The sequence below is a fragment of the Massilia agrisoli genome (assembly GCF_020831365.1).
Lineage (GTDB): Bacteria > Pseudomonadota > Gammaproteobacteria > Burkholderiales > Burkholderiaceae_D > Telluria_A > Telluria_A agrisoli.
This window is the reverse complement of the sequence record NZ_JAJHPV010000013.1, coordinates 976,678-1,003,619: the sequence shown is the minus strand read 5'-3', so window position 1 is coordinate 1,003,619 and position 26,942 is coordinate 976,678. Positions and strand designations below refer to the sequence as shown.

Annotated in this window: 19 protein-coding genes; 3 read left to right on the top strand and 16 right to left on the bottom strand. The window is 67.0% G+C overall.

From position 1 onward, the window contains the following. Window positions 1-188: 188 nt before the first annotated feature. Window positions 189-1,484 (top strand): hypothetical protein, encoded by a 1,296-nt coding sequence (locus tag LMJ30_RS13665; protein ID WP_229432866.1) that lies wholly within the window; start codon window positions 189-191, stop codon window positions 1,482-1,484. Here LMJ30_RS13665 and LMJ30_RS13660 read toward each other — a convergent pair. Then, the gene (locus tag LMJ30_RS13660) at window positions 1,481-2,080 is read right to left on the bottom strand and encodes a class I SAM-dependent methyltransferase (RefSeq protein ID WP_229432865.1); all 600 of its coding nucleotides are present in this window, start codon (window positions 2,078-2,080) and stop codon (window positions 1,481-1,483) included. The two genes, LMJ30_RS13665 and LMJ30_RS13660, sit on opposite strands and share 4 nt — an antisense overlap. Window positions 2,081-2,371: 291 nt before the next feature. Here LMJ30_RS13660 and LMJ30_RS13655 point away from each other — a divergent pair, with 291 nt between their 5' ends. After that, window positions 2,372-4,093 (top strand): sensor domain-containing protein, encoded by a 1,722-nt coding sequence (locus LMJ30_RS13655; RefSeq protein ID WP_229432864.1) that lies wholly within the window; start codon window positions 2,372-2,374, stop codon window positions 4,091-4,093. Window positions 4,094-4,096: 3 nt separating this feature from the next. Here the strand turns inward: LMJ30_RS13655 and LMJ30_RS13650 are convergent, their stop codons facing one another. Beyond that, window positions 4,097-4,348, bottom strand: a complete 252-nt coding sequence (locus LMJ30_RS13650; RefSeq protein WP_229432863.1) for a hypothetical protein — start codon at window positions 4,346-4,348, stop codon at window positions 4,097-4,099. A gap of 267 nt (window positions 4,349-4,615) precedes the next feature. On the opposite strand from LMJ30_RS13650, the gene LMJ30_RS13645 reads away from it, so the two are divergent. Next, on the top strand, window positions 4,616-5,569 hold the full coding sequence (locus LMJ30_RS13645) for a DMT family transporter (protein WP_229432862.1): 954 nt from the start codon (window positions 4,616-4,618) through the stop codon (window positions 5,567-5,569). Between the two features lie 9 nt (window positions 5,570-5,578). On the opposite strand, the gene LMJ30_RS13640 is transcribed toward LMJ30_RS13645, so the two are convergent. The 14 genes from LMJ30_RS13640 to LMJ30_RS13570 form a co-directional block, all read right to left on the bottom strand. Then, complete coding sequence (locus LMJ30_RS13640) at window positions 5,579-6,109, bottom strand: response regulator (protein WP_229432861.1); 531 nt, start codon at window positions 6,107-6,109, stop codon at window positions 5,579-5,581. A gap of 2 nt (window positions 6,110-6,111) precedes the next feature. Next, window positions 6,112-7,419, bottom strand: coding sequence for a response regulator c-di-GMP phosphodiesterase, NosR family (gene nosR / locus LMJ30_RS13635; RefSeq protein ID WP_229432860.1), 1,308 nt, complete (start codon window positions 7,417-7,419; stop codon window positions 6,112-6,114). Beyond that, on the bottom strand, window positions 7,416-8,369 hold the full coding sequence (locus LMJ30_RS13630; RefSeq protein WP_229432859.1) for an ATP-binding protein: 954 nt from the start codon (window positions 8,367-8,369) through the stop codon (window positions 7,416-7,418). The genes nosR and LMJ30_RS13630 overlap by 4 nt, the downstream gene beginning before the upstream one ends. A gap of 9 nt (window positions 8,370-8,378) precedes the next feature. Continuing rightward, window positions 8,379-9,263, bottom strand: coding sequence for an HDOD domain-containing protein (locus LMJ30_RS13625; protein WP_229432858.1), 885 nt, complete (start codon window positions 9,261-9,263; stop codon window positions 8,379-8,381). Between the two features lie 10 nt (window positions 9,264-9,273). Next, window positions 9,274-12,963: an EAL domain-containing protein gene (locus LMJ30_RS13620; protein WP_229432857.1), complete on the bottom strand. Its 3,690-nt coding sequence runs from the start codon at window positions 12,961-12,963 to the stop codon at window positions 9,274-9,276. Window positions 12,964-13,270: 307 nt separating this feature from the next. Further along, window positions 13,271-13,903, bottom strand: coding sequence for a response regulator (locus tag LMJ30_RS13615; protein ID WP_229432856.1), 633 nt, complete (start codon window positions 13,901-13,903; stop codon window positions 13,271-13,273). A gap of 34 nt (window positions 13,904-13,937) precedes the next feature. Next, window positions 13,938-17,678, bottom strand: coding sequence for an ATP-binding protein (locus LMJ30_RS13610; protein ID WP_229432855.1), 3,741 nt, complete (start codon window positions 17,676-17,678; stop codon window positions 13,938-13,940). A 117-nt stretch (window positions 17,679-17,795) separates the two neighbouring features. Further along, window positions 17,796-18,257, bottom strand: a complete 462-nt coding sequence (locus LMJ30_RS13605) for a universal stress protein (protein WP_229432854.1) — start codon at window positions 18,255-18,257, stop codon at window positions 17,796-17,798. A gap of 27 nt (window positions 18,258-18,284) precedes the next feature. Further along, window positions 18,285-19,013 (bottom strand): SDR family oxidoreductase, encoded by a 729-nt coding sequence (locus LMJ30_RS13600; RefSeq protein WP_229432853.1) that lies wholly within the window; start codon window positions 19,011-19,013, stop codon window positions 18,285-18,287. 97 nt (window positions 19,014-19,110) lie between these two features. After that, window positions 19,111-20,775, bottom strand: coding sequence for a methyl-accepting chemotaxis protein (locus LMJ30_RS21775; protein WP_307729301.1), 1,665 nt, complete (start codon window positions 20,773-20,775; stop codon window positions 19,111-19,113). A gap of 36 nt (window positions 20,776-20,811) precedes the next feature. After that, the gene (locus LMJ30_RS13585) at window positions 20,812-21,291 is read right to left on the bottom strand and encodes a chemotaxis protein CheW (protein ID WP_229432852.1); all 480 of its coding nucleotides are present in this window, start codon (window positions 21,289-21,291) and stop codon (window positions 20,812-20,814) included. 237 nt (window positions 21,292-21,528) lie between these two features. Beyond that, window positions 21,529-23,664 (bottom strand): alpha-amylase family glycosyl hydrolase, encoded by a 2,136-nt coding sequence (locus tag LMJ30_RS13580; RefSeq protein ID WP_229432851.1) that lies wholly within the window; start codon window positions 23,662-23,664, stop codon window positions 21,529-21,531. 248 nt (window positions 23,665-23,912) lie between these two features. After that, window positions 23,913-25,571, bottom strand: a complete 1,659-nt coding sequence (locus LMJ30_RS13575) for a flagellinolysin (RefSeq protein WP_229432850.1) — start codon at window positions 25,569-25,571, stop codon at window positions 23,913-23,915. Window positions 25,572-25,658: 87 nt separating this feature from the next. Further along, complete coding sequence (locus tag LMJ30_RS13570; protein WP_229432849.1) at window positions 25,659-26,942, bottom strand: c-type cytochrome; 1,284 nt, start codon at window positions 26,940-26,942, stop codon at window positions 25,659-25,661.

The window sequence follows — 26,942 nt, the reverse complement described above, 5'->3', positions numbered from 1 at the left end:
CTGGCCATGCTTCAGGCGCGCCAGCCAGTCCTATGGCCGCGCACATGGGCGGATCGTGCGGCCGATGTGACTTGCCCTCGGCACCAGAAGTGATTCCTGCGTAGGGCCCGGCGCACACTCGCCGGGAGCGGTAAAATGGACTTCCCGATGAGCATTGACGCCTCGCGCAGCAAGCGGGCCACCTGACCATGACCACCTCATGCATATCGATCAGCGCGACCGACTGCGGCGCCGCTCCCGCGGCGCGCCTGAACGCCAGTTGCCTGTGCGTCAGCCATGAACGCCAGGCGCTGGTGGAGGCGCTCGAAGCGGGGTCCGGCGACGCCGAAGTGGCGGCACTGATCGCCGAACGCTGTCCCCACCTGTTCTCGCGCCAGCCGGTGTTCGTGTCGCGCCAGCACGCCGAACGCATCGCCGGGCTGGTCACGGCGATCGAATCGGTCATCGCCCTGCCCGCCTGGCGCGAGGCCGTGCTGGCCAATGCGCCCGCCATCGCGCGCGACGATCCGGGCGCGCGCGGCGTGTTTTTCGGCTACGACTTCCACCTCGGCGACAACGGCATTGCCCTCATCGAAATCAACACCAACGCCGGCGGCGCCCTGCTCAATGCCGCGCTGGCGCATGCCCAGGACCCGTGCCAGGCGATCGCCGGCGCCGCCCACGGCGCGCAGGACGCGCGCCGCCTGGAAGACGAGGTGGTGGCGATGTTCCGCGAAGAATGGCGCCTGGGCGGCCGCGGCGGCCCGCTGCGCAGCGTGGCGATCGTCGACGCCGATCCCCAGGAGCAGTACCTGTATCCCGAGTTCCTGTTGTTCCGCAAGCTGTTCCAGCAGCACGGCATCGCGGCGCTGATCGCCGCGCCCGCGGACCTGGACTGGCGCGGCGGACGCCTGTGGCACGGCGGCACGGCCATCGACCTGGTCTACAACCGCATGACCGATTTCATGCTCGAGGCGCCGGCCAGCGCGGCGATCCGCGCCGCCTACCTCGAGCGCGCGGCCGTCGTCACGCCCCATCCCCACGCCCACGCCCTGTACGCCAACAAGCGCAACCTGGCGATCCTGTCCGACCGCGCCCGCCTCGCCGCGCTGGGCGTGCCGGCCGCCACCCAGGAGATCCTGCTCGCGGGCATCCCGCATACCGAACTGGTCGAGGCGGCCGACGCCGAGCGCCTGTGGGGCCTGCGCCGCCAGCGCTTCTTCAAACCGGCCGACGGTTATGGCGGGCGCGCCGCCTACCGCGGCGACAAGCTGACCCGGCGGGTCTGGAACGAGATCCTGGGCGGCGCCTATGTGGCGCAGGCATTGGTCGCGCCGTCCGAGCGCATGGTCGCCACGCCGAGCGGCACCGCAAGCCTCAAATTCGACCTGCGCGCCTACTGTTACGCCGGGAAAGTGCAGTGGCATGCCGCGCGCGTCTACCAGGGACAGGCGACCAATATGCGCACGCCGGGTGGCGGCTTCGCGGCCGTGTACTTCGTCTAGCCGCCTTGCGGGCGGCGCGCAACCACGGTCGAAAAGCGCTTCACGGTGTTGCCCGGGGCATCGAATTGCTCGACCGCCGCGTGCAGCACCTGCCAGCCGGAAAAGGCGTCATGCAGGGCGTCCTGGCCGAACAGCGTGTAGCCGCCCGGGTTGAACATCTCCAGGTAGGTGGTGCCTTCGATCAGGACATTGACCGCCGCGACGCCGCCCGGGCACGTCAGCTCCTTGATGCGGTTCAGCCAGCCATACGCCTGCACCGGCGGGAAGAACATCAGCAAGCCGACGCAGGCGACCGTGTCGAAACGTCCGGCGACGGCGGCGTCCGCCAGGTTCGCCACGCGCGCGCGCACCGGCAGGCCGAGGCGCCCGGCGCGCTCGTTGAGCGCCGCCACCGCACTGGCGCAACCGTCGAGCGCAAGCACCGGGTAGCCGCATTGGGCTGCCGCGATCGACAGGTTGCCCAGGCCACAGCCCAGGTCGAGCATGTTGCCTTTGACGAAAGGAAGAATAGCCTGTTCAAACGGGTTCAGCGACAGCTCCTGCCGGGCAAGCTGTTTCCTGAACTGGACGTCAAAGAATTGGATCGACTGGTTCACCTTGGTCTCGCTGGCGGATGCATGCAGGGATTATGGCTTGCTAGATTAGCAGCTTCCGGCGCCGCTGTGACAGCTTTTGCGCACACCTTTTTCGCAACCGAATGTCACCATTTATCACCACCACCCACGCGGAAGCGCTCCTTTACTGGCGGTCGTGTGGTCATGCCGGAATATATTTTTTTCAATCACCGTGCGCGACGTCAAAACTTAACTTCTTGTATTAAAGTGTCATCATGGTCCCCACACGGCAGGCTGCGCCATTTGCTGTGGACTTCTTCCTTTGGAGTAGCGATGAGCGGGCAGGAACCAGCGGTTAACCAGAGTTCGCGCGCGGAGATCACCTTGAAATCGATTGGCGACGGCGTCGTCAGCGTTGACGCCATGGGGCGCATCGAATTCATGAACGAGGCTGCCAGCAAGCTCACCGGATGGGGGGCGGCCGAGGCGCTCGGGCGGCCGGCGGCAGAAGTCATTTGCCTGCGCTGCAAGACAACCCTCGAGCCGCTGGTCAATCCGCTGGAGATCGTCCTGCAGCGCAATGCGCCGATGCGCTTGCCTGTTGGCACTGTACTGCTCAGGCGCGACGGCAAGCAGAGCGCGATCGAAGACTCTACCGCGCCCATCCATGACCACAACGGGATGCTGTCCGGCGCGGTCATGCTGTTCCACGACGTGACCTCATCCCAGCAGCTGGTGCTGCAGATGGCCCACCTGGCGAGCCACGACGTGCTCACCGACCTGCCCAACCGCGCCATGCTGGACGACCGCATCCGCCAGGCCGTGGCCGCGGGTGAACGCAACAATGGCGCGTTCGCGGTGCTCTACCTCGACCTCGACCGCTTCAAGCGGATCAACGACTCGCTCGGCCACGCGGTAGGCGACCTGCTGCTGTGTTCGGTGGCGGACCGCTTGCGCGCCTGCGTGCGCAACAGCGATACCGTGTGCCGCCAGGGCGGCGACGAGTTCCTGGTGCTGCTGGCCGACCAGCAGTCCCAGCACCACGCGGCGGCGGCGGCCGAGAAAATCCTCGCCGAACTGGGACGTCCGCACGAGATCGGCGGCCACGCGCTGCTGGTGAGCGCCAGCATCGGGATCAGCGTGTTCCCGGACGACGGGCATGACGCCGCCACCCTGATCAAAAACGCCGACACGGCGATGTACCGGGCCAAGGCCGGCGGGCGCTGCAACGCCCAGTTCTACAAGCACGACATGAACTTGTTGGCAGTGGAACGCCAGCAGATGGAAGCGGACTTGCGGCACGCGCTGGAACAGGGCCAGTTCGTGCTGTATTACCAGGTCAAGGTGGAGCTGGCGAGCGGGCGCGCCAGTGGCGCCGAAGCGCTGCTGCGCTGGGAACACCCGCAGCACGGCACGGTCGGGCCCGAACGCTTCCTGCCTGTCGCCGAAGACGTCGGCCTGATCGTCCCGCTGGGGCGCTGGGTACTGAAGGAAGCCTGCGCCCAGGCCAGGCGCTGGCAAAACGAGGGGGTGGCGCTCGAGACGATGGCGGTGAACGTGTCGGCGCAGGAATTCCGGCGTCCCGACTTTGCCGACTGCGTACGGGAGGTGCTGCGCCAAACGGGACTGGCCCCGGGCTGCCTCGAACTGGAAATCTCCGAATCATCGCTGATGCGCGACGTGGAAGCGAGCAATGCCATGCTCTCAAGCCTGAAGGACATCGGGGTCCGGCTCGCGGTCGACGATTTCGGTACCGGATACTCCAGCCTCAGCTGCCTGACCCGGTTCCCCCTCGACGCCCTGAAGATCGACCGTTCCTTTGTCAGCGCGATCGGCGCGCCGGGCGACGCCAGAGTGATTGCCTCGGTAGCCCTGGCCATGGGCAACGCGCTGGGCTACCGGATCATCGCCCAGGGCGTGGAGGCCCAGGTCCAGGTCGATTTCCTGAAGGCGCGCGGTTGCACGGAAGGCCAGGGATTTTTCTTCGGCGGACCGCTCACGGCAGCCGAGTTCTCGCGCCGCATGGCAGCGAAGGCCGGGGCGTACTTGCGTTGAGCGTCAGGGCGCGCTGCGCACCGCCCATAACAAGGCGGGCGTGGTGTCCGGCTTGGGCGCCGCGGCGTGGTGGACGGCAAAAGGAACCCCTTCCATCCGGTCAACTTCTTTCGCCGGCGCCGGCTGCGGCGCCGGCTGCGCCATCACGATGGCAGGTGCGGCCGACGGCGCCGGCGCCTTGCCGGGGTCGGGCACCACCAACCCAAACGCGAGCGCGAGCCCGACGCATCCTAGTGCAAATGATCTTTCAGACATACCCATCTCCCAGCAGCGTGGCCTCTTGCTGGGCCCGCCACGAAACACTTCAGGCCTCAGTATAGGACGGTTCCGACTGCGTGCCAGTAGATTCGGACCTCTAAATGCACCGCTCAGGCGCAAACACAACACTCGCCTGTTCGCTGGCAACGTTTATATTCTACAAACGAAATATGTCACGCGTATGACGCTTAGAAAAATGGCGTCCGGCAACGCCAAGACCCTGCTTGTGAGACACTAGCGGGCTTGTCGAAGAGGAACATCTGTATGTGGAATGGCGTGCTGTGCGGATTGCTGGCGGGGGCCCTGTGGGGCATGGTGTTTATCGTGCCGGAAATCCTCGCCGCCTTCTCGCCGCTGGAAATGGCGCTCGGGCGCTACGCCGCCTATGGCGCCATCGCCCTGGGGCTGATGGCCCCGCGGCTGCCGTCGCTGCTGCAGCGGCTGGTGCGCAGCGACTATGCGGCGCTGGTGCGCCATGCGCTGGCCGGCAATATCGTCTACTACATGCTGCTGGCCCTGGGCGTGAAGCTGGCCGGGGTGGCGCCCACCTCGCTGATCATCGGGCTGCTGCCGATCGTCGTCACCCTGATGGGCCGCAAGGACCACGGCGCGGTGCCGCTGCGCCAGCTGGCCATGCCGCTGGCGGTGGTGGCCACCGGCATCGCCTTCATCAATGTCGACCTCTTCCTGCACGCCCATGCGGCCGGCGCCAGCGCCTGGCAAACCCTGGCCGGGGTGCTGTGCGCCAGCGGCGCCCTGCTGTGCTGGAGCTGGTACAGCCTCGACAATGCGCGCTACCTGAAGCGCAATCCCCATTTCAGCAGCGCCGAGTGGTCGGCGCTGTACGGCTTGTCGAGCGGCGCGATCGCGCTGGCCATCGCCGCGCTGGCGCTGCCGTTCTTCCATGCCGATGTGACGGGCGCCGCCGGCGCCGCGAGCGGGCGCGACTGGACGCTGTTCTGGATCGCCAACACCCTGCTCGCGCTGGGCGCCTCGGTGATCGGCAACCATCTGTGGAATATCGCCAGCCGCCGGGTGGCGCTGACCTTGTCGGGCCAGCTGATCCTGTTCGAAACCCTGTTTGCCCTGCTGTACGGCTTCATCTACAAGCAGCAGCTGCCGCGGCCGCTGGAAATCGCCGCCATCGTGCTGCTGGTGGCCGGGGTGGCCTGGTCGGTGCGGGTGCACGCCATGGAAGAGCAACCGGCCCCGCCCTGATGCGCCGCGCTAGTCGAGGCGGATGCCGCCGTTCTTGTCCCAGTTCACCTGGGTGATGCCGGGGTCCTCGGCCTCCAGCCGGCGCGCTTCCAGTTCTTGCGGCGACGGCTCGGCGCCGTTGGCGCGCGATTGCTCGACCAGCAGGCGTGCGCCGACCAGCTCGTCGCGGCGGGCAAAGGCGGCCTGGAAAATACGGATCAGCTCCTCGATGTTCCACGGCTTGGCCACGTAGCGGAACACCTCCGCCCGGTTGACCGCGTTCATGATCTCGGAAAAGTCGGTCGAGGCGCTCAGCACCAGCCGCACCGCTTCCGGCTGGATGCCCTTGACCAGGTGCAGCACGTCGGCGCCGTTCAGCCCCGGCATGCGGTAGTCGGACATGACCACGTCGAAACTGGCCTCGCCGGCGCGCAGCACCGCCGCCTCGGGTTCGGAAAACGCCTCCACCACCAGGGTGTCGGGCGGGAAGGCCTGGCGCAGCGCGCGCTGCAGGGCTGCCAGCACATGGACCTCGTCGTCGAGGATCAGGACACGTCTCATGCTCATTTCTCCTGCCTGACATGTAACACGAAGGTTTCGCCCGAGCGGTGCTCGAAGTCGGCGATCTGGGCGATCAGGCGCGTGCTCAGCACATGGTCGGCCGACAGCAGCAAGGCGCCGTCGCGCGTGACCAGGTCGCGGCTCATGCGCATGCCCGGCGCCAGCTTGGCCACCGGCAGCGACAGCTCGGCCACCTTCTCGGCGATCGGCTTGCCGATGCGGATGCCGTAGAAGGCTTCGACCACCGCCGGGTCGTAGCGCTTGCCGCGGCTGGCCGCGACCAGCTCGGCGGCGTGTTCGCCGTCGACGCTGGCCTGCGTCAGCATGCCCACCTGCAGGCTGTAGAAGTCGCTGGCCACGGCCAGGATGCGCGCGCCCAGCGGGATGTCGAAGCCGGCCAGCGCGTCGGGAAAGCCCTCGCCGTCGAAGCGCTCCTTGTGCGAGCGGATGATGCGCGCCACTTCGTGCAGCTCGTCGAGCGGCATCAACAGCTGCTCGCCCAGCAGCGGGTACTTGCGGTACTGGCCCAGGTAGTCGCCCTTGAGCAGCGACACCGGCATGCGCAGCAGGTCGTCGGAGAAGCCGATCTTGCCGATTTCGTGCAGCAGGCCGGCGATGAACAGGTCCTGCACCTCGCGCGCGGGCAGGCCCATGCGGCTGGCGATCAGGCGCGCCAGCTCGGCCACCCGGCGCGAGTGGCCGACCAGCGCGCCGCCGCGCATTTCGATCAGGCTGGAAAAAATCTTGATCGAGGTGAGGAAGTTGTTCTTCAGCCGCTCGTTGGCCGCCATCACCTCGCCGGTGCGCTGTTCGACCTTCTGTTCCAGGGTCGCGTTCAGCTCGCGCAGCGACTCGTTCTGGGCCAGCGTCAGCGCCTCCAGCCTGGCCTTGTCCTTCTCCAGCGCGACCCGCTCGAGCGCATGGCGCACCACCAGCAGGATGTCGCTGTCGTCCCACGGCTTGGTGATGTAGCGGTAGATCTCGCCGCGGTTGATGGCGCCCAGGATCGACTGCACGTCGGCATAGCCGGTCAGGAGCAGGCGCAGGGTGGCCGGCCAGCGCGCGCGCACGATTTCAAGGAAATCGGCGCCGTTCATTTCCGGCATGCGCATGTCGGAAATGACCAGGTCGACCGGTTCGCGCTCGAGCAGCTCAAGGCCGGCCCTGGCGCTTTCGGCCGTGTGCACGCGGTAGCCCTGGCTGCGGAACAGGCGCCGCAGCGCCGACAGGATGTTCGGCTCGTCGTCGACGCACAGGATGGCCGGGCCGGGCGCGCTGTCCGGCTGGGCGATGGCTGGGTTGCTGCTCATGGGTGCGGGTCCTTGTTGCTGTCGGCGCTGGCGTCGTGGCGTACCGGCAGGAAGATGCTGAAGGTGGCGCCGCCGCCGGGAGGGCTGTCGAGCTCGATGCGCCCGTGGTGCTTCTGGACGATGCCATAGGATAACGAAAGCCCCAGGCCGGTCCCGCTGCCGGTCGGCTTGGTGGTGAAGAAGGGATCGAAGATGCGGCCCTGGATCGCTTTCGGGATGCCGCTGCCGTTGTCGGCGATGTCGACCCGCACCATCTCGCCCTCGCGCGCGGTACGGATCGTGATGCGGCCGCGCCGCTCCGTCATCGCGTGGGCGGCGTTGACGATGATGTTCATGAAGACCTGGTTCAGCTGCGACGGCAGGCATTCGATGTCGGGAATGTCGCCGTACTCCTTGACGACGTCGGCCCGGTACTTGACTTCGTTGGCAACGATGTTCAGGGTGGAGTCGATGCCATGGTGAAGGTCGCTCCACTGCCATTCCTGGTGGGCGTCGGCGCGCGAGAAATCCTTCAGGTCCTGCACGATCTTGCGCACCCGTTCGATGCCCTCGCGCGATTCGCCCATCAGCACGGGGATGTCGGCGGTCACGAAGTCAATGTCCACGCTGGCGCGCAGCGCGCGGATCCCTTGCAGCACCTTGGGGTCGGCGATGTGCTGTTCGGCAGCCTGGTAGGCGGCCAGCATGTCCAGCATGCCGTCGATATAGCCGCCCAGGGTGGCGAAGTTCGAGAACACATAGCTGATCGGGTTGTTGATCTCGTGCGCCACGCCCGCGGCCAGCTGGCCGATCGACGCCAGCTTTTCGGACTGCAGCAGCTGTTCCTGGGCCAGGGTCAGCTTGGCGGTCAGGTCCGACAGTTCGGTATGGCGGCGCAGCAGTTCGGCCTCGGCCTCGTCCAGCCCGAGCACGACGCGGCGGGCGAAGGGCAAATCGTCCTTATCGTTCATCGATCATCCTCATGCCGACAAAATGCTGCAAGCTTCTTCATACTGCTCCCCGGTTTCACGGAATACTGCGCGCAGCATCTCGCAGTCGAGGCGCAGGCTGGCCCAGGCCTCGCCCGATACCGGCGGCACCAGCGCATCGGCCTCGCCGCCCAGGTCGAGCGCATGGACGATCGCGTTGGCCACATGGACGATGCTGGGCACGTCGCCCAGGTCGTCCAGCGCGGGCGCATGGTGGTTGCCGATGGCGCGCTGGATCAGCGCCGGGAATTTCCAGGTTTCGGCCAGCATCAGGCCGACCTGCTGGTGGTCGATGCCCAGCACCTGCTGCTCGGCGTCGACCTGCCACGCGTCCTGCTGGTCGCGCCACGCCATCGCCGCCGCATACTGCTGCGGGAAGCGCGTCGCCAGCACCAGCCGGCCGATATCGTGCAGCAGGCCGGACAAAAAAGCGTAGTCCTGGTTCAGGCGGGTGCGGCGGGCGATGTTGCGCGCGCAGACGGCGGTGGCCATCGAGTGGCGCCAGAACAGCGCCAGGTCGAGGTGGGCGCCGCCGCCCGGCAGCGCATGGACGATCGCGCCGGCCGCCACCAGCGAGCGCACGGTGTCGAAGCCGAGCACCATGATGGCCTGGTTGATCGTCTTGACCTTCGAGGCCAGCCCGTAGAACGAGGAATTGGCCACCCGCAGCGTGCGCGCCGCCAGCGCCTGGTCGTGCGAGATGGTCTCGGCCAGCCTGGCGACGTCGACGTCCGGCTGGTCGAAAGTCCGGATCAGCTCGAGGACGATGGTCGGCAAGGCAGGCAGGTCGCGGATGTTGCGCGCGACCTCAGCCTGGGCGATCCGGTGCGGGCCCACGGCCGCCTGTTGCGCCAGCAGCTGCTCGCTTTCTGTCATGGTTGTGCTTTCACGTTGGTTGGCCCTGCGCCTGGGCCGCTTCCCTGAGCGCCGCGGCCGCTTCTTGGGGGACCAGTGTAATCAATATTCCACGCATCTGGCCGTCATGGCCGGGGTGGCGCACCTCGGCCACGAAACGGCGCCCCTGCACTTCCACCGCGCACGACTGGCCATGGGCCAGGGCGCCGACCGCCAGCACCAGGCCAGGCATGGCCTGGGCGGCGTCGGCGCCGATCAGCATGCCCTGGCCGGCGAACAGGCGCTGCGCCGCGTGGTTGGCGAACGCCACCAGCATGTCGTCGGCCAGCCCGATGATCGGCAGCGGCACGTTCTGCAGGCCTTCGCGCACCACGTCGAGCACGATCTCGTCGCGCTCGATCTGGCGCTCCTGCTTGCGCAGCACCGATTCGAGCTGGCGGTTGGCCTGGGCCAGGCCGTGGTTGGCGGTGCGCACCTCCAGCCCGAGCCTGCGGTTTTCGTCGGCCATTTCCTTGTGCGCGAAGCCTTCCTCGATATGCCCGCGCAGCTGGACGTCGTCCCACGGCTTGGTCAGGAACTTGTAGATCGCGCCTTCGTTGACCGCGTCGGTCACTGACTGCAGCTCGGTAAAGCCCGACAGCACGATGCGCACCGTATCCGGATACAGCTGCTTGACGTTGCGCAGGAAGTCGACCCCGGTCATGCCCGGCATGCGCTGGTCCGAGACGATCACGTCGACCTCATTCTGGGCCAGCACTTCCAGTCCTTCGATGCCCGACGACGCGGTCAGGACCTTGTAGCCGCTTGAGCGGATCAGCCGCCGCAGCGCCGACAAAATATTCGGTTCGTCGTCCACCAGCAGCAAGGTGCGCTGGCGCTTGTACATGCGGCGCAGGTGTTCCGGCACCGTGTGGCCTTCGCGCAGATAGGCTTCCATGGCCCCGGCCGGGAGCGGGCGCGAGAACAGGTAGCCCTGCACTTCGTCGCACATGTTGCGGGCCAAAAATTCGCACTGGGCCTCGCTTTCGACGCCTTCGGCGATCACGCGCATGCCCAGGCTGTGGGCCATCGAGATGATCGCATCCGGGATCGAGGTGTCATGCGAGTACGGCCTGATGTCGCGCACGAACGAGCGGTCGATCTTCAGCACCTCGACCGGGAATTCCTTCAGGCTGGCCAGGCTGGAGTAACCGGTGCCGAAGTCGTCGACCGACAGGCCGATGCCCAGTTCGCGCAGGCGGCGCATGACCTGCACGGCGTCGCCGATATCGTCCATCACCAGGGTCTCGGTCAGTTCGAGTTCGAGCCGCGCCGGTTCGAGGCCGGTATCGCGCAGCGCCGCCGCCACCGTCTGCACCAGCTCGGGCTGGCGGAACTGGCGCGCCGACAGGTTGACGGCGATGCGCGGCGCGCCCAGCCCCGCCGCCCGCCAGGCTTCGGCCTGGGCGCAGGCGGTGCGCAGCACCCAGTCGCCGATCGGGATGATCAGGCCGGTCTCGGCGGCCAGCGCAATGAAGCGCGCCGGCGCCACCGTGCCAAATTCCGGGCTCTCCCAGCGCAGCAGCGCCTCCAGGCCCACCAGCGCCCCGCTGGACAGGTCAAACTGCGGCTGGTAGTGCAGCACGAATTCGCCGCGCTCGTGCGCCAGCCGCAGCGCGCGCTCGAGGCGCAGGCGCTCCTGCACGTGCTCGTTCATGCCCGCCTCGAAACACTGCACGTTGTTGCGGCCCCGCTCCTTGGCCTTGTACATCGCGATGTCGGCGTTGTCGATCAGGACATCGGCCGTGTCGCCGTCACCCGGGTACTTGGCCACCCCGGCGCTGCACGACACCGTCAGTTCGTGGCCCGCCACCGTGACCGGCTCGGCGATGCGCGCCATGACCCGCTGCACGACCAGCGCAATGGCGGGCGGATCGCCCGTTTCCGGGAAGGCGATCAGGAATTCGTCGCCATGCAGGCGCGCCACCACGTCGATCCCGCGCACGCTGGCGCGCAGGCGCTCGGCCATCAGCTTCAGGAACTCGTCGCCGACGCGGTGGCTCAGGCTGTCGTTGATGCGCTTGAAGCGGTCCAGGTCAATGAACATCACCCAGATCGAGCCCTTGCGCCGCGCCGCCGCGGCGATCATGTCCTGCAGCTTGTCGACCACCAGTCGGCGGTTGGCCAGGCCGGTCAGGACGTCGTGGTTGGCGCGGTAGAGCAGCTCTTCTTCCGAGCGCTTCTTGTCGGTGATGTCGTAGTGGGCGATCACGAAGTGGCTGACCGCGCCGGCGGCGTCGCGCACCGGGGCGATATCCATCTCCGACCAGACCGGGGTGCCGTCCTTGCGCAGCACGCGCAGCGACACATGGGCCTCGCGCTGCGCCGCCAGCGCCTCGCGGATCTCGGGCACGTCGCGCCGGCCGTCTTCGCGCGTGAGCAGCATCGCCGACTCGCGTCCCACCACCTCGGCGGCGCTGTAGCCGAGCATGCGCTCGAATGCCGGGTTGACGTACTCGATGACGTAGCCGGGCGCGCGCGCGCTGATGATGACGGTGCCGCTGACGCTGGCCTCGATCGCCTGGTCGAGCAGCTTGAGCTTGCGGTTGGCGCCGGTCAGCGCCGCGGTGCGCTCGTCGACCAGCTTGCGCACGTTGCGGGTGCGCGCCACCAGGATGTTGGCCTGGATCGCCGCCAGCAAGGTCACCAGCAGGCCGCCCGCGGCCACCGCGATCGAGGCCAGGAAGTCGGTCGGCCGTTGCGGGTCGGGCGAGATCACCGCCAGCCAGGTGTGGCCTGCGGCCGTGACCGGCGCGCGCACGTCGTCCGGGGTGCGGCTGAGCGCGATGCGCACCAGCAGCCCCCGGGTGTCGGCGGCGCGCGGGGCGCTGCCGATGCGGTGCGCCAGCTGGTCCTCGCTGGCCTGGGCGCCGTCATACAGGCTGACGTTGAATCCTTCCGGCTTGAGCAGGCTGCGTCCGTCGAGCGCGCCGCGGACAAAGCGCCCGATACTGAGCAGCACCGCAGTCTGTCCTGCCAGCTGGTCGCAGCGCGCCGCGCCCGGCGCACCCGGCCCGCCGCGGTAAACCGGGCGCAACAAGGCCACGCCTTCGCGGTCGCTGCCGCCCAGTACCAGCGGGTACAGCCCGGTCATGGCGGTCTCGCCGCTGGCGCAGGCGCGCTGCGCGGCCTCGGCCTGGTCCTGGCGCGAGGCGGCGTCGAGGCCAAGGGCCAGGCGGTTGGCCGACAGCGGCTCGATGTAGTCGACCACCCGGTAGGCGGGGCGTTCCGCCGCGCTGACCAGCCTGCCGCCGCGCAGCTCGGTAATGGCGGAGAACGCCCGTTCGCGCCGGCGCGCCGCTTCAAAGGCGGCGCGCTCGCGCTGCGCCACCACGCGCTGGAACACCACGGCCCGGATGTAGGGCGCGCGCTCGAGGATAGGCGCGGTCAGCTGGGAAAACTCATCGCGGCTGAGCCCGGGATTGGCGACAAACAGGCCGTTGATGTTGGCCAGCTCCTCGACCGCATTATCCAGGCCGCCCTGGAGCGCGCCGACCCGGTTGCCGGCGTGGCGCTGGAATTCGGTTTGTACGTGGTCGTACTCGAACGCGCTGACGGCGAAGAACAGCGCCAGCGTGACACTCGATCCGAGCAGCAAGGTCGCCAGCACCGGCCCGGGCATGCGCATGGCGCTGCGGGAAGGCGGTGCTGTGCGCTGCTTGGGTCCGGGCATCTTCTTCATAGTTCTCTAATAACATCATGTCGACGCACCGGCCTGGAAGCGCCATCGGGCAGGCGGAAGGACTATGCGCAGGTGGCCATGGACACGCGCCGCGCGACTGTTTCCGTAGGGATATGTCCGTTATATCGAGGGTAATGCGGCCCGGCCTCGCAAAGCAAGTTTATTTCATCCGGAGCGAACATGGCGGTTCGTTCGTATGAGCGGCGCAACAAGGTGTCGCGCGGGAAGACGCAGTGGCGCTTGCAGGACCACAGGGATCCCGCCACCAGGTCGTAAAAACTGTGACGGGCACGGCGGGAAGGTCGGATCAGGCCACCAGACCGAACTTGAGCGCATAGCGGATCAGCGCCGCATTCGACGACAGGCCCATTTTCTTGAAGATGCGGGCGCGGTAGGTGTTGACCGAGCTGATGCTGATGCCCAGTTCGGCCGACACCTGCTTGATCTGGCGTCCCGAACCGATCATGCGCAGCACGTCGCGCTCGCGCGGGGTGAGCGTTTCATGCACCGCCAGCTGCTGGGGCGCGGTGGCGTCGGTGACCAGCAACTCGGCCAGGTGTTCGCTGATATAGCTGGCGCCGGCAGTAACCCGCCGCACCGCCTGGATCAGCTCTTCGGCGGCCATGCCCTTGGTTACGTAGCCGGCCGCGCCGGCGCGCAGCGCCGCGACCGCGAACTGCTCTTCCGGGAACATCGACAGGATCAGCACGCACTGCCGGGGGAACCGGGCTTTCAGTTCCAGCAGCCCGGCCAGGCCTTCGTAGTTGGGCAGCGACAGGTCGAGGATGACCACGTCCGGCTCGGCCCCGGGAATCAGGTCGAGCAGTTCATTGAAGCCGGCCGCCTCGCCCACGATGTGCAGGTCGCGCGAGGAACGGATGATTTTCTTGATGCCCTCGCGGATCAGCGCGTGGTCGTCGGCGATTACAATTTTTATCAATGTGGTCTCGTTTTTTTGATCCGGCTACAGTGTATCAAGTCTCGCGGAAATCGGACACTGGCACCAGCGCCGACAGCAGCGTGCCGCCGGAGCGCAGCCGGCGGATGCCGACCCGTCCATGCACCAGTTCGGCGCGCTCGCGCATCCCCACCAGCCCCAGGGTTCCAGGCGCGCGCACCCGCGCCGCCGGGATGCCGACGCCATTGTCGCGCACGCGCAGCAACATGCGCTGGCCGCGCCGCTGCGCGCAGACCGACACGCTGCTGGCGCGCGCGTGGCGCAGGATATTGGTCAGCGCCTCCATGAATATCCTGAACAGCGCCTCGCCCCCCGGACATGCCGGCCCGCCCCTATCGGCCGGCAGGTCGAGCGCCACCGCCACGCGGGTGCGCCGCTCGAAGTCGCGCGCATGCCATGCCAGCGCCGAGTACAGGCCCTGGTTCTGGATCGCGGGCGGGCGCAGCTGCATTGCGATCGAGCGCGCCGAATCGATCGCCTGGTCGAGCGTATCGGACGCGCTGTTCAGTTCCGCCACGAGTTTGCGGCGCGGCAGCGCGCCGCTGCTGGCCTGGATATCTTCCAGCAGCAGCTTGATGTCGATCTTGGCCGCAGACAGGATCTGTCCCAGCTGGTCATGCACTTCGCGCGCCAGCGCGATCCGTTCGTCCTTGCGCACGTGCTGAAGCCAGTCGTACAAAAAGCGCAGCTCGTTGCGCGAAGCGAGGATCTCGTCGGCGGCGGCCTTGCGGCTGCTGATGTCCTGCACGATCTTGACGATATAGCGCGGCTTGCCGTCGTCGCCGTTGATGGTGCCGACAAAATTCTCGGCCCAGGTCACGCTGCCGTCCGGCCTGCGGTAGCGCATCTCGATCAGGAAGGTGTCGGTCTGGCCGGCGCGCAGCTGTTCGACCAGCATCCGGCTCAGCGCGGCGTCGGCCGGATCGGCCAGGCGCTCGATCGTCAAGGCCTTGAGCTGCTGCCCGCCCACGCCCACCAGCCGCTCGAAGGCCGCGTTGGCGCGCACGATGCGGCCGTCGAAGTCGGCCATCACGATGCCGGCCGGCGAACGGTCGAAGACGGCTTCGAGCAGCGCGTTGGCGGTGTCCAGGTCGCGCGTGCGTTCCAGCACCCGGGTTTCCAGCTCGGCGTGGGCTTGCCGGAGCCGCGCCTCGGCATTTTTCTGGCGCGTGATCTCGTTGGCAAACGCGATCGCCCCCTTCCCGCCCGGATAGCAGCGCACGCTGAACCAGCGCTCGCTTGGCCGGTGCAGGAAGTGCAGGCCGACCGTGCGGCGCTCGCGCATGGCGCGCAGCAGGGCGTCGGCCACCGGCGCGAATTCAGGCTCGACATCGGGCAGCTGGCGGCCAATCATCGCTTCGGGCGCTTCGTTCAGCAGCGACGAGCGGATCTTCTTGATGGCCACGATGCGCAGCTCGGGATCGACGCTGAGGAAGGCGTCGCTGGTGCCTTCCATGACGCTTTCCAGGTCGCTGCTGACTTCCGCGATCTGGTTCAGCAAGTGCGCCTCGCGCTCGGCCAGCGCGCGGCGGGTGCGCACCAGCTTGACGTGCGCGTGCACCATGGCGACCAGTTCGCGCGCGCTGAACGGCTTGACCAGGTAGTCGTCGGCGCCAGCCGCCAGCGCCTCCAGGCGCGCATCCTCGCCCGCGTGGGCCGACAGGATGATTACCGGGATCGACTGGATCGCTTCGTCGCCGCGGATGGTGCGCAGCAGCTCGAAGCCGTCAATCCCCGGCATCATCACGTCCAGCAGCACGATATCGGGACGGATGCGGCGCACCGCATCCAGGCCGGCTGCGGCCTCGCCGGCCGTTGCGACCGCGCACCAGGGCTGCAACAGGCATTCGAGGTAGCGCACGACGTCGGCGTTGTCGTCAATGACCACGGCCTTGATCAGGCCGGCGCCGGCCGCCGCCGCAGGGGGCGCCCCGGCTGGCGCACGCGCGGCGCGCGCATCGGCGGCGCGCCGTGCGTCCGCCACGATCGCCTCGCCCTGGGCGTTGAGGCGGATCTCGGCGCGCAGGTCCGCGCCATCGTTGCCTGGCGCCGCGCGGCGCGCCGGAATGCGCGCGGCGATCGTCGTGCCCACGCCCTCGGCGCTGTCGGCCTCCAGGCTGCCGTCGAGCAGGCGCACCAGCTCCGACGCCAGCGCCAGGCCAAGACCGCTGCCCTCTGCGCCGGCGCGTTCGCTGTGATGCGCGCCGCGGTAGAAGCGCTCGAAGATGTGCGGCAGGTCGTGCGCGCCGATGCCCACGCCCGTGTCGCTGACCGACAGCACGATGACGCCGTCGTCCTCGCGCAGCGCCAGTTCCACCTTGCCCTGCGGGGTGAACTTGAGCGCGTTCGACAGCAGGTTGAGGACCACCTTTTCCCACATCTCAAGGTCGATCAGCACGTCGACCGGGTGCGGCGGCACCGATGCCGCGAACGCCACGCCGGCGCTGTCGAAGGAAGGCCTGAACAGGCTGGCCAGGCCGAGCGTCACCTGGGCCAGGTCGGTGCGTTCCATCCGCACCTGCATGCGGCCCGCTTCGATGCTGGCGAAATCGAGCAGGGAATTGACCAGCCGCTTCATGCGCAGCGCGTTGCGGCGCGCCATCTCGAGCGGTTCGCGGGCGCCGTCCGCCACCGCGCCGGGCGATTCGAGCAGGCCCTCGAGCGGCCCGAGGATCAGGGTCAGCGGGGTGCGCAGCTCGTGGCTGGCGTTGGCGAAGAAGGCGCTCCTGGAGCGGTTCAGCTCCGCCATCGCCGTCATGCGCTCGCGCTCGATGCGCGCCGCCTCGGCGTTGGCGATCGCGGTGGCGACGTGGCCGGCGACGAAATCGAGGAAGGTGCGGTGCGCCGCATCGAGCGCCTTGCGCGGGTTGACGCCGATGACGAACACGCCGCAAGCCTGGCGCGCCCCGGGCAGCATCAGCGGATAGGCCAGGCCGTGGCGCGGACGCTCCGGCCAGATGCCATAGGAGGCGTCGCCGGCCAGCATCTCGCTGGCGTCGAACTCCTGCACCTGGCCGGTGGCGAAGGCGCGCGCGGCCGGTCCGGCGGCATGGATGCAGCCGCCCTCCACGCCCGTATGGAACACGGTGCGCGGCGCGCGCTGTCCCGGCTCGACGAGGTAGAGCGCGGCGCACGGCAGGTCGTCGAGGCTCTGCGACAGCGCCTCGGCCAGCGCCGCGTACACCTGTTCGCCGCGCCCCGAAGCCACCCGCGCCGCCAGTTCGCCCAGGGTGCGCAGGCGGCGTTCGTTGACGACCCGTTCCGAGGTTTCGATCACCGAGATGAACACCCCGGCGATGCCGTCGTCGCTGCGGATCGGGCTGTACGAAAAAGTGAAGTAGCATTCCTCGACGTAGCCGTAACGCTGCAACACCAGCAGCAGGTCGTCGTGGCGCAGCGCGCGGCCGGTGTCGAGCACCGAGTGGAGCATCGGGCCGAGCGTGGCCCATGCTTCCGACCATACCAGCGAGGTCGGCTTGCCGAGCGCCCACGGATGCTTCTCGCCGAAGATGCAGATCGAAGCGTCGTTGTAGATGTAGACCAGTTCGGGGCCGGACAGCACCACCAGCTGGAAGTTGGAGCCCAGCGCGATGCTGACGGCCGCCCGGATGCTGTCGGGCCAGCCGGACACCGGCCCGAGCGGCGTGTCCTCCCAGTCATGCTCGTTGACCCGGCGCACCATCTCGCCCTCGCCGGCGAACATCCGTGGGACGTCGTGGTTGTCCTTCAATGTGACGCAGTTGAGCTCGCTTGGCATGATGGTCCGCGGGTCAGGTAATCGGTGGGCGCGCGGGAGAAGGCGGGCTGGTCCGTAGAATACCTTTTTCCCCAGCTCGCCTCAAGCGGGGCAAGACGCCTGTCAATACCGGGCAGTTCAAGGCGCTCCGGCGGCTGGCTTGTGCACCAGCACGGGGACACTGCTGTGGACCAGCACCTTGAGCGCCTCGCTGCCCAGCAGTTGGGCGGACCCGCCCCTGGCGCCATGCGCGGCCAGGAACACCAGGTCGCATTGGGCGGCCTGGGCGGTGTCGACGATGGCGCGCCAGGGTTCCTCGCCCATCACGAGCCGCACCGAACAGGGAACGCCTTGCGCGGCGGCGCTGTCGCTGGCGAACTGGAGCGCGGCGTCGGCGAATTTCTGGAACAGGCGCGCGCGCCTGTCGGCAAAGTCGGGGTCATGGTGGGTCCAGGCTTCCAGCTCGTCCGCGCCTGGGGTGGCCAGCACATGGATGGCGGTAATGCGCGCGCCGGCCTCCTTGGCAAACAGCACGGCGCTGCGCACCGCCTTGCGTGACAGGGCCGAACCGTCGGTCGGCAACAAGATGTGCTTGTACATCGCCCCTCCTCGCGGTGATGCCTGCTGCTACCTGGTGGTGCGCAGGTCGTCCACCGGCTCGCGCCCGAAACCGGTGCCGAGCATGTATTCGACTACTGCGCGCGCCGTTTGTTGCGGCGGGCTCAGTTCGCCTGCGCGCTCCAGTTCCACGAAGCGCTCGCGCAGCGGAAAGCGCTCAGGCGGCGTGGCGCGGATTTCGGCCTGCATATCGGTGTCGATCACGCCGGGCGCCAGGCTGCAGATGCGCACGCCCGGCACGGCGTCGAGCGCGACCGCGCGCGCGTGCTGGTCGAGCGCGGCCTTGGTGGCGCAATACACGCTCCAGCCCGGGTAGGCATTGCGCCCGGCGCCGCTCGAGACATGCAGGATGCGGCGCTCGGCGCCCTGGCTGAGCGCGACCACGGCCGCCGACAGCATCATCGGCGCGGCGATGTTGAGCGTGACGGCGCGCGCCACCGCCAGCGGGTCCTGGTCGAGCAAGGTGCCCACCGGCTGCACGACGCCGGCGTTATTGATGAGGAGGATGGCGTTGTCGCCTGCCAGGAAATGGCGCAGCGCGCTGCCGGCAAGCCAGTTGCCGAGGGCGTTGGCATCGGCCAGGTCGATTTCGATCTGCGACAGCAGGCCGGGGCAGCGCGCCTGCATGGCGTCGGAAAATGTGCGCGCCAGTCCCAGTACCGGGATGTCGCGCGTGAGCAGGTCCGAGGCGATGGCCTCGCCCAGCCCTTTGGTGTGTCCGGTAACGATTGCTTTCATGCTGGCACCTCTTTCATCGCAGGCGACGTCGATGCGTACATGTTAGCACCGCGTGCGCGTGCGCACTGCGCCCGCGCCACCGGATTGCGTGATTTCCTTAGAAGCTTGCCCAGTCGCCAGCAGCACCGGCGGTGGCCGCAATCATGCGCGGGGCCGGCTTTGGCGCGGCGCGCCGGACCGGGGCCAGCGCCGCCGGCGCCTGCTCCGTTGCGCCCAGCCTGAACAGGCTGACCGCACGCGTCAGTCCGGCGGCCTGGTCCTGCATCTGGGCCGAGGCGGCAGCGGCCTCTTCCACCAAGGCGGCGTTTTGCTGCGTGACCTGGTCCATCTGGGTCACCGCCATGTTGATCTGCTCGATGCCGGCGCTTTGCTCGGCGCTGGCGGCGGAGATCTCGCTCATGATGTCGGTAACGCTGCGCACGCTCTGGATGATCGCGTCCATCGTCACGCCGGCCTGGTCCACCAGCCTGGCGCCCTGGTCGACCTTGGTCACCGAATTGTCGATCAGCGCCTTGATTTCCTTCGCCGCGCTGGCCGAACGTTGCGCCAGCGTGCGCACTTCAGACGCCACCACGGCGAAGCCGCGGCCCTGCTCGCCGGCGCGCGCCGCTTCCACCGCCGCGTTCAGCGCCAGGATGTTGGTCTGGAAGGCGATGCCGTCGATGACGCTGATGATGTCGACGATGCTCCTGGACGACTCATTGATCGATTGCATGGTGTCGACCACTTGCGCCACGACCGCGCCGCCCTTTGAGGCCACGTCCGAGGCCGACACCGCCAGCTGGTTGGCCTGGCGGGCGTTGTCGGCGTTCTGGCGCACGGTCGAGGTCAGCTCCTCCATCGACGACGCGGTTTCTTCCAGCGCGCTGGCTTGCTGTTCGGTACGCGCCGACAGTTCCTGGTTGCCGGCCGCGATTTCACTCGACGCGGTGTGGATCATGTCCGTGCTGGTGCGCACTTCGAGGACCACCTTGGCAAGCTGCTCGCGCATGGCGGCCATCGCGTATAACATGCTGGCCGTGTCGCCCGGGCGGACCGCCACCTGCACGCCCAGGTTGCCCGCCGCGATTTCCGCTGCGATCGAGGAAGCATAGTCGGGCTCGCCGCCCAGCTGCAGCAGCAGGCGGCGCGTGATCGAGTAGCCGATCGCGGCGGCCAGCGCGATGGCGATGGCGCCCAGGCCCAGCATCAGGGTGCGCGCAGCTTCATAGGTCACGACTGCCGCGTCGGCCGTTTCTTCAATCTGCCTGACTTCGTGGTCGATCAGGATATTGAGCTTCTCCTTGTAGGCTCCCAGGACCGGACGCAGCTCATTGGAAAGGTAGGCCTTCGCGCCCTCATCGTCGCCAGCGGCGATCAGCGCCAGCAGTTTGTCCTGTCCTTCCCGGTATCTGGCGCGGTGCTCGACGATGGCGCGCAGCATCGCCGTCCCTTTTTCGGACTTGATCGCGCGCTGCAGCTCATCGATCGTGGCGTCGCCCGCCTGGCGCGACGCCATAATGGCGCTGACCTGGCCCTTGCGGTCGTCGGCATTTGCATTCAGCATCATGTTACGCAACGAGATCGCAATGGTGTCGACGCTGGTCAGCAGCATGCTGGCCTTGCGCAGCTTTGGCCACTTGTCACCAACAATCAGGTGGGTGCCCGCATCGAGGGTGGCGAGCTTGCTGAGCCCCACGCCGATCGTGATGACCAGCAGCAGGCAGACGACGCCGAAGCCCAGCGTCAGGCGGGTTCCAACTTTCAGTTTTGATAGATTCATCGTGTTTCTCTTGTATGTTCTTAGAAAGCGCGGCGCTTACGCAGCCAGTGCGGTGTCAAGGGCAAGCATGTGGTGGGACGACATCAGGCGCGCGATGTCGACCAGGATCAGCATGCGCTCATCGACGGTGCCGACGCCGACGATGTAGTCGATCGCCAGCGCACCGGTGGCACCGGGCGGCGGCTTGATCTGTTCGGGGGCGAGCGTGATGACGTCCGACACGCTGTCTACCACCAGGCCGAGCGTCTGGCCGCCGATCGACAGCACGACGACGACCGTCAGCGCGTCATACACCGGGGCGGCGACGCCAAGGATCACGCGCAGGTCAACGATGGGCAGGATCACCCCGCGCAGGTTGATGACGCCCTTGATGAACCCGGGTGCGTTGGCAATCCGGGTGACTGCGTCATAGCCGCGGATTTCCTGGATGCGGCCGATATCGATACCGTACTCCTCACCATCGATGGCGATAGCGAGTACTTCGCGCGGCGCGTAGCCGGCGTCAATGTTATTCATGGGTTTGGCGATCGTGATGTTGAAAAAATCAGATCTTGGACTGCTATTCGCAACGCGGACGGGGTGTCGGTCCGGCGTCGGATACGTGGGGCAAGAGTTGCTTGCGGGGTCGAACGCAATAAAAGACAGCGAGCGGGTATTCTACCGGAAAATACCAAAGATAAGTTGCCGAGTTGAACTATTCGTTGCGCTAAAGATACTGCAGGCGCGGCCAGCGCGCCCGCAGCGGGGAACTGCTTACGGCTGCCAGTTCACGTTGACCGTGGCCGTGCCGCTGGCCGGGGTGACGAAGGTATGGTTGCTGCCGCCCTCCCACACCGTCGGATTCGCGCTCTTCTTCAGGAACTTGAAACTGATGGTGGAGGACGCCGGCACGCTGACATCGGTGTACCAGCTTGGATACGCATGGATCACCTGGTTGAACAGCGGGCCGATCGGCGCGGCCGAACTCCAGCTGGTGAGCTCGTGCTTGTCGCCGGACAGGTAGACGTTCTCGCCCACGCTGGTGTAGGCGTTGTTGACGACAAAGCGCACCGTCACCTGCGGCCCGGTCAGCACTTCAAAGGCGTTGTACGCGCCGCTGGCCACGCCGCTGGCGTTCTTGACGCTGACCGCATACACGCCCGCCGCAATGGCCGGCACCTGCACCTTGACCTGGGTGTCTTCCCACGACAGGATCGCGGTGCCGGTCACGGCGGTGGCGCCGAACATCACGGTGCCCTTGGTGGCGCCGAAGCCGCGGCCATCGATCGTGATGGTCTTGCCGGCCATCGACATCATGGGGCCGACGTGGGCCATGGTTGGCGTGGCGGTCGCGGCGGTGTACTGCCATACCGCCACGGCGCCCGGCGCCAGCGAGAAGTTCGACACCGCGCCGCTGCTGTTGACGGTGATGCTGTTGCCCGCCAGGCCGATGCCGGCCAGTACATCGCCGTAGGTGCCGGCCGGCAGGCCTGCATAGAAGCCGGTAATGTTGGTGGCGTTGACCAGGTCGCGGTTGATGGCGACCACGGCCACGTTCGGGCCGAACTTGCGCTCGAAGATCAGCACGTTGCTGCTGACCCAGCGCTGGGTCGTCGTGCCGTAGGCAATCGCCGGATTCGTCTTACGCAGCGGGGCCAGTTTGGCGACCATCTTGTAGGCGGTGGTCGTGGTGCTGAACGAGGTCATCCTGGCGCGGTTGTCCGGGTCGCCCGTGCCTTCCATGTACTGTTCGGTGCCGTAGTAGATGGCCGGCACGCCGCGCGAGGTCAGCGTGAACGCCAGCGCCTGCTCCAGCTTGCGGTTGTTGGCGCCCGCCGCCTTGAAGCGCGGCATGTCGTGGTTGTCGATGAAGGTCACCTGGTCGTTGACCTGGCTGTACTGGGAGGCGGTATCGGTCAGCATCTGGTTCAGGCTGGTCATGTCGGCCGACCCGTCCTTGAAGACCTGGCGCACCTTCTGGCCGAACTGGAAGTCGAGCAGGCTCATGCCGCTCTTGTTGGCGAAGTAGTGGTTGGCCGGGTCGACTTCATTCTCGCCGAGGAACCATTCGCCAAAGGTGAACACCGGCTTGTAGCCGTGCACATAGGCCATGAAGCTCTTTTGCCAGCCGAACGGCATGTGCTTGACCGCGTCCATGCGGATGCCGTCGATGCCCAGGTCCAGCCAGGTCTTGATGGCGGCCTTGAAATAGGCATCCATCTGCGGCTTGTTGTGGTTGATGTCGGCCAGGTCGAACAGGTTGCGGTAAATGCCATCTTCCAGGTTCGAGAAGCTGGTGCCGCCGGTGTGGTGGAAATAGCCGTTGGGGTCGGTGGTGTACGAGCTGAGCAGGACGCCGTTGTCGTACAGCTTGCCGTTTTCCGCGAAGCTGGCGTCGGTCTGCATCGCCGGCGAGGTGTGGTTCGGCGCGAAGTCGATGATGACCTTGATGTTCTTCGCGTGCGCCGCGGCGATCAGGTTGGTGAAGTCGGTCAGCGTGCCGTAGGCCAGGTTGGGCTTCTTGAAGTCGCGCGCCCAGTAGCCGTGGTACGAGGTGTTGTAGGTCCCGGAATAGTTCACCAGCGCGGTGATGTTTTCCACCGGCTGGGAAATCCAGACGGCGGTGATGCCCATGCCGGTCAGGTAGCCGTCGGCGATCTTGGCCTGGATGCCGGCCCAGTCGCCGCCGCAGTAGAGCTTCTTCTGGGTGCAGCCGGCGCTGTAGGCCGCGCCGGCCGGATTATTTGCGGTATTGCCGTCCACAAAACGGTCGGTCACGATCTGGTAGATCACGTCCGTGTTGTAGCCCTGCTTGTTGGCAACGTTGGTGTCCGGCAGCGCATGCGCCGGTGCGGCGAGGCCTGCGGCAAATGCCAGGGCCAGGAATGGTGCGGTCAGTCTTGTCTCCATAACCTTGTTCCTTTGTAGTTGTTGTCGATGGTGCCCGCCGATGACGCCCTGGCTCTGCGGCCAGCTGTCATGCACCATCGATGAACCAGCCAAGGATGCCGTAGTTTTACTACCCAAGCAATCTCATTCGACTCCATCGTTGTAAATATCACCAATTGTTCGCGTAGTTTGCCTACACAGACAAGAAAGCCGAGCGAAATTACGCCGGGGCAAACCAGTGGCGCGGCGATGCTGTGGAAGAAAAGTGGCTAGCGCAGCAGCGACAGCACCGTGCGGGGATGGTTGTTGGCTTGCGCCACCATCGCGTTGGCCGCCTGCTGGAGGATTTGCGTGCGGGTCAGCGCAACGGTTTCGGCGGCATAGTCGGTGTCGACGATGCGCGCACGGCTTGATGCCAGGTTTTCAGCGCTGCTGGCTGCCGCGCTGGCGGCAATCTCCAGGCGCTTGGAGGAGGCGCCGACGGCGACGCGCTGGTTCGACACGAAGGCCAGCGCTTCGTCGATATGGCGGATCGCAATCGAGGTGCGGCGCAGGTCGAGGTCGTCCAGGCCCAGCGCGCCGGCATTCATCGCCGACAGGCTGATCTCGATGTGGTCGCTGGCGTTGGCGCCGACTTGCACCTGCACCTTGCGCATGGCGGTGGTGCCACTGGTCTCGGGAAACACCACGTTAAATCCTGCCAGCGGCTGGTCCGGCGGGCGATCGCTGCCATCAGCCACCACGCTGCGCGCCGTACGCTCGAGGCCGCCGTCGGCGTCGAGCCCGCCGATCGCGCCGGTGTCGGCGTTGGTCAGGTTCATCACGGTCTGCACGTAGGCCACGCCATTGGCCTTGAAATCGGCGACGAACGCCGCTTCGGTGGCGATCGCGCCGTCGGTCACGGCGTCGAGCGCCTGCGTCAGGGTGTTACCCCGGTTATTGCCCAGGTAAGTCATGACGCCTTTGATGCCGCCTTCGACCCCCATCTCCTTCAGCTTGTCGTGCATGTAACGGGTCGCCGCGAAGCCGCCGGCATACACCGAGCTCTCGAAACTGGCGACGAACGCCGTCGTGGCGACTGTTTCGCCGTTGTTGGTGGCGCCGCGCACGCGGTCGTCGGCGCCGTGGATCAGCTCGGCCGCGCCTTCGATGAACCAGCCCGGCAGGTTCATGCCGGTATCGCGGTACATCACCGCGTGGACCATTTCGTGCGCGACGATCCGGTCGAGGCCGTCGCCGCCATCAGCGCCATGCGCGAGGGTAAAGTCGCTCATATCGAGCGCCATCATCAGGTTTGGCCATGCGACATAGGCCAGCACGTTGGACGGGCCGTCGTTGAGCGCGTCAAGGTCGATCCGCAGGTCGGCGCCGTCACCCTGGATGCCGTAGTACTTGCTGATCAGCTTTTCCGACTGGGTCAGCCAGCCGCCCGATTTCAGGCCGTCGATGACGGCACGCCTGGCCTTGTCGCCGCCGATGCTGCCGAGGTCTTGCGAGAACACGGCATCGCCGTTGAATTCGGTGGTGTTGCCGATCTGGGTGATGTTGGCGAGGATTTCGCGCGCCTCCAGCTGGAGCGCTTCGCGGTCACCCTGCGCATAGGCCGAGGAGCCGCCCTGCACCGCCAGCTGGCGCAGCCGCTGCAGGTTGTCGGCGACCTGGGCCATGGCGCTGTCGGCAACCTGAAGCATGGAAGCCGCATCGTTGATGTTGCGGCCGGCCGCGTTCAGGCCATTCATGTTGGACGTCATCCGCTGCGCGATCGCCATCCCGGCCGCGTCGTCGGCCGCACGGGTCACCCGCATCCCGCTCGACAGGCGGCTGATGGTGCGTGCAATGTCCTCTCCCGCGGCGGAGGCCCGGCGCTGCGCTTGCAGCGAAAGGACATTGGAGGTAATGGTCAGCGACATGGTGGACGAACCCGGCATTGGTCTTCATCTTTAACGGCGCCGCTTTTCTTTTCTTGAGTAAATATTATTCAAAACAAGAGAGATACTTGCTATTTAGATATGGTTTCAATCCGCAGGGGCGCCGCGCAGGCGGCTGACGTCGAGCGGGGACACCAGTTGCCCGTCGTTGCGCCATCCGGCGCGGATATAGGACACGACTGCCGCGATATCGCTGTCGGACAAGGCAGCACCGAACGGCGGCATGCCGTAAGGGCGTGGATTGCCTGCCGTGCCTGGCGGGTAGCCGCCGTTGAGCACGATGCGGATCGGGTTGGTCGGGTTGCCCAGCGCCAGCGCACGGTTTCCCGCCAGCGAAGGGTAAGCCGGCGGCGCCCCCTTGCCGTCGGCGCCGTGGCAGCTTGCGCAGTTCTGCTCGTACAGTTTTGCCCCCAGCCTCAGCACGGCAGCCGGGTCGCCGGCGCCGCCCGCCGCGCCGGACACGGCGGCGTTTGCGGTCTTCGGCAAGGTTTTCAGGTAGATGGCCATTGCCGCCACATCCGAATCGGCGACATGCTGGAGGCTGGTGCTGACAACTTCCGCCATCGGGCCGACGGCCGCACCGCGCTGCGAGACCCCGGTCTTGAGCAGGCTGGCAATATCGGCCACCTGCCATTCGCCCAGGCCGTTGACGGGATCAGGCGTCAGGGCCGGCGCGTACCAGCCGGCGTCGGGCATCAGTCCCCCGCCCAGGCCTTCACGCGCCAGCGATCCACCCAGCGCGCTGCGGCTTGCATGGCAGGCGCTGCAATGCCCCAGCCCCTGCACCAGGTAGGCGCCGCGGTTCCACTCGGCCGTCTGGTTCGCCTGCGGCTGGAACTCGCCCGGCGTGAAATACAGCGCGCGCCAGAACGCCAGCAGCACGCGCTGGTTGTACGGGAACGCCAGCGTGTGCTCGCGGTTCGCTTGCCTGACGGGGCGAATGGTGCGGAAATAAGCGTACAAGGCATCGGAATCGGCCCGCACCATCTTAGTGTAATTGGGATAGGGGAAAGCCGGGTACAGGAAGCTGCCGTCCTTCGATTTACCGTTATGCAGCGCGCGCCAGAAGTCGTCCGCCGTCCAGCTGCCGATGCCGGTGGCCTGGTCCGGCGTCACGTTGGGTGCGTAGATGGCGCCGAACGGCGTGTTGATGGCGCGGCCGCCCGCATATTCCTCGCCGCCGCGCGCGGTGTGGCAGGCCATGCAGTTGCCTGCCCGCGCCAGGTATTTGCCCTTTTCAAGCTGCGCGCCGGCGTCCGCCACCGCAACGGCGGCTTCATCCGCGCCGGGATCGCGGACGGTTTGCAGGCCGACCACCGCCAGCGACGCCAGCCCGAGCACAGCAATGATAATCAGGAAATGTCGTTTCAT

Excerpts from the sequence above, each read along its gene's own strand:
- LMJ30_RS13640 (WP_229432861.1), bottom strand. The coding sequence starts at position 6,109 with ATGAGACGTGTCCTGATCCTCGACGACGAGGTCCATGTGCTGGCAGCC.
- LMJ30_RS13625 (WP_229432858.1), bottom strand. The coding sequence starts at position 9,263 with ATGACAGAAAGCGAGCAGCTGCTGGCGCAACAGGCGGCCGTGGGCCCG.
- LMJ30_RS13650 (WP_229432863.1), bottom strand. The coding sequence starts at position 4,348 with ATGTCTGAAAGATCATTTGCACTAGGATGCGTCGGGCTCGCGCTCGCG.
- LMJ30_RS13655 (WP_229432864.1), top strand. The coding sequence starts at position 2,372 with ATGAGCGGGCAGGAACCAGCGGTTAACCAGAGTTCGCGCGCGGAGATC.
- LMJ30_RS21775 (WP_307729301.1), bottom strand. The coding sequence starts at position 20,775 with ATGAATCTATCAAAACTGAAAGTTGGAACCCGCCTGACGCTGGGCTTC.
- LMJ30_RS13580 (WP_229432851.1), bottom strand. The coding sequence starts at position 23,664 with ATGGAGACAAGACTGACCGCACCATTCCTGGCCCTGGCATTTGCCGCA.
- LMJ30_RS13600 (WP_229432853.1), bottom strand. The coding sequence starts at position 19,013 with ATGAAAGCAATCGTTACCGGACACACCAAAGGGCTGGGCGAGGCCATC.
- LMJ30_RS13605 (WP_229432854.1), bottom strand. The coding sequence starts at position 18,257 with ATGTACAAGCACATCTTGTTGCCGACCGACGGTTCGGCCCTGTCACGC.
- LMJ30_RS13575 (WP_229432850.1), bottom strand. The coding sequence starts at position 25,571 with ATGCCGGGTTCGTCCACCATGTCGCTGACCATTACCTCCAATGTCCTT.
- LMJ30_RS13620 (WP_229432857.1), bottom strand. The coding sequence starts at position 12,963 with ATGAAGAAGATGCCCGGACCCAAGCAGCGCACAGCACCGCCTTCCCGC.
- LMJ30_RS13610 (WP_229432855.1), bottom strand. The coding sequence starts at position 17,678 with ATGCCAAGCGAGCTCAACTGCGTCACATTGAAGGACAACCACGACGTC.
- nosR (WP_229432860.1), bottom strand. The coding sequence starts at position 7,419 with ATGAGCAGCAACCCAGCCATCGCCCAGCCGGACAGCGCGCCCGGCCCG.
- LMJ30_RS13570 (WP_229432849.1), bottom strand. The coding sequence starts at position 26,942 with ATGAAACGACATTTCCTGATTATCATTGCTGTGCTCGGGCTGGCGTCG.
- LMJ30_RS13585 (WP_229432852.1), bottom strand. The coding sequence starts at position 21,291 with ATGAATAACATTGACGCCGGCTACGCGCCGCGCGAAGTACTCGCTATC.
- LMJ30_RS13645 (WP_229432862.1), top strand. The coding sequence starts at position 4,616 with ATGTGGAATGGCGTGCTGTGCGGATTGCTGGCGGGGGCCCTGTGGGGC.
- LMJ30_RS13665 (WP_229432866.1), top strand. The coding sequence starts at position 189 with ATGACCACCTCATGCATATCGATCAGCGCGACCGACTGCGGCGCCGCT.
- LMJ30_RS13630 (WP_229432859.1), bottom strand. The coding sequence starts at position 8,369 with ATGAACGATAAGGACGATTTGCCCTTCGCCCGCCGCGTCGTGCTCGGG.